The 2,352-nt window shown below is 72.2% G+C and carries 3 protein-coding genes; all 3 read right to left on the reverse strand.

The genetic code is table 11. The features are described from left to right. A partial coding sequence (locus NJ376_RS28365) for a hypothetical protein (RefSeq protein WP_252956700.1) occupies positions 1-182 on the reverse strand: 182 nt, incomplete at its 3' end. Positions 183-206: 24 nt separating this feature from the next. Next, positions 207-1,589, reverse strand: a complete 1,383-nt coding sequence (locus tag NJ376_RS28370) for a S41 family peptidase (protein ID WP_252956701.1) — start codon at positions 1,587-1,589, stop codon at positions 207-209. A 353-nt stretch (positions 1,590-1,942) separates the two neighbouring features. Then, positions 1,943-2,352, reverse strand: a 410-nt coding sequence (locus NJ376_RS28375) for a murein hydrolase activator EnvC family protein (protein WP_252956702.1), incomplete at its 5' end; no start/stop codon positions are given.

The raw sequence follows: 2,352 nt of genomic DNA on the forward strand, positions 1-2,352 counted from the left end.
GCCGCGGCCAGGGGCGGCATGGCGGGCGGGGGGGCGGCCGGCAGGGCTGGCTCAGGCGGCCCCAGCCATTGCAGCGCCCCGGCGCCGCCGCCCAGCAGCGCCAGCACCACCAGCCAGAACAGCCCGAGCAGGCGCCAGCCCCGCGGCGCGGGTGTTACCCAGCCGGGCTGCAAGCCTGCCATGGGCCGGTCGCGCTGTCCCGCGGCCTAGCGGGCGGCGCGGCGCGAGGGCGATTGCGCCTGGGCCGCGCTCATGTTGCGCAGCAGGGAGAGGCCCTGCTGGAGCTGGAAATCCGTCTCAGGTTTCGTCAAATCCAGCGCCGGGGCGCCTTCCGGCGGCAGGCGGGTGACGCGCTCCGCGACCCCCGGCGGCAGTTGCAGGGGCGGGATGGCGGCGCCGGCGGGCTGCTGCACCCCGCCCTCGTTCCGCAGGGCGCGGCGGAGATCCGCCTCCCGCTCCCGCGGGATGTTCGCCGTGGCTTCCTGGCGCTGGGCCAGCACCTCGATGTCCGGCTCGATCCCGGTGCCCTGGATGGAGCGGCCGGAGGGGGTGTAGTAGCGCGCGGTGGTGAGGCGGATGGCGCCCTGGCCGGGGATCGGCATCACCGTCTGCACGCTGCCCTTGCCGAAGCTCTTCACGCCCAGGATGATCGCCCGGCGGTGGTCCTGCAGCGCGCCGGCCACGATCTCGCTGGCCGAGGCGCTGCCGCCATTGATCAGCACCACCATCGGCAGGCCCTGGGCGACGTCGCCGGCCTTGGCGTTCCAGCGCTGCGCATCCTCCGGCCGGCGGGCGCGGGTGGAGACGATCTCGCCCTGGTCCAGGAACTCGTCCGAGACCTGCACCGCCTGATCCAGCAGCCCGCCCGGGTTGTTCCGCAGATCCAGGATCAACCCCTTCAAGTTGTTGCCGGCCTGCTGGCGGATGGTCTGGATGGCGCGGCGCAGCCCGACATCGGTCTGCTCGTTGAAGGAGGTGACGCGGATATAGCCGATATCCCCGCCCTCGACCCGGAAGCGAACCACCTGCGGGCGGATCACCTCCCGCGTCAGGGAGAGCTCGATCGGCCGGTCGGCGCCCTCGCGCCGGATGGTGATGCGGATGGAGGTGCCGCGCTCGCCGCGCATCTGCTCCACCGCTTCCTGCAGCGTCAGGCCCTGGACCGACTTGCCGTTCAGATGGGTGATGAGGTCGCCCGCCTTGACCCCGGCGCGGGAGGCGGGGGTCTCGTCGATCGGGGAGATGACCTTGATGTAGCCGCCTTCCTGCGTCACCTCGATGCCGAGGCCGCCGAACTCGCCCCGGGTCTGCACCTGCATGTCCCGGTAGGAGCGCTGGTTGAGGTAGGAGGAGTGGGGGTCGAGACCGGCGAGCATGCCGTTGATCGCGTTCTCGATCGCGTCCCGGTCATTGATCGGCTCGACATATTCGGCGCGAACCCGCTCGAACACGTCGCCGAACAGGTTCAGCAGCCGGTAGGTCTCCGCCCGCCCGCCTTCCTGCGCCCAGGCGGCGACCATGGGCCCCACCACGATGCCGGCGGCGAAGGCCGCCGTCACCGAAGCCACTGTCCCGATCCTGCGCTTCATGCCGCCACCCGTATCCCTTCCGGCCAAGTATCTCCGGCCGCCAATCCCTGTCTCGATCCCTGGCGGCCCGGGCCCGAGATCCTGCGGACCTCACGCCCAGGCCACTGGCCTTTTCCAGTGGCCTGTCCGTCAGCGCCATCCCCGACGAATGGAGCGGGCAGGACACCGGTGCAATATCCGGTCAGGTAGAATCACCTGATTGAATATCGCACTGGAAAGTAAAGTATCCAGGGCCGCCTAGCCCCGGCCCGAGGGCTCACGCGTCATTCAACGGGTCGGGGGCTGCTCCAGCCTAGTCTAGCCTAGCGCAGCCGAAGGCAGAGTTAAGCCCCTTCTTTCGGTCGTTCCGCCGCTCACCCCCGGGCGAGCCAGCTCCGCGGGTCCACCGGCTGCCCGGCCCGGCGCAACTCCAAGTAGAGCGTCGCCCGGCCGCGGCCTTCCGGCGCCGCGGTGCCGAGCTGCCCGACCGGCTCCCCGGCCAGGAGGCGCTGGCCGGGCGCGGCATCCAGCCGCTCCATCCCTGCCAGCACGACATGGTAGCCATCGCCGCAATCCACGATCAGCAACTGGCCGTAGGAGCGGAACGGCGCGGCGAACACCGCCTTGCCGCCGCAGGGGCTGACCACCCGGGCCCCGGGCGGGGCGGCGAGGGTGAGGCCGCGGGCCGGCCCGCCTTCCCCGCCGGCGCCGAATTCCCGGGTGACCTGGCCGGCCACCGGCAGGGTGCGGCCGCCGCGGGGGGTGGGCGGGGCGGGCTCCGGCG

Source organism: Siccirubricoccus soli (assembly GCF_024178315.1).
GTDB lineage: Bacteria > Pseudomonadota > Alphaproteobacteria > Acetobacterales > Acetobacteraceae > Siccirubricoccus > Siccirubricoccus soli.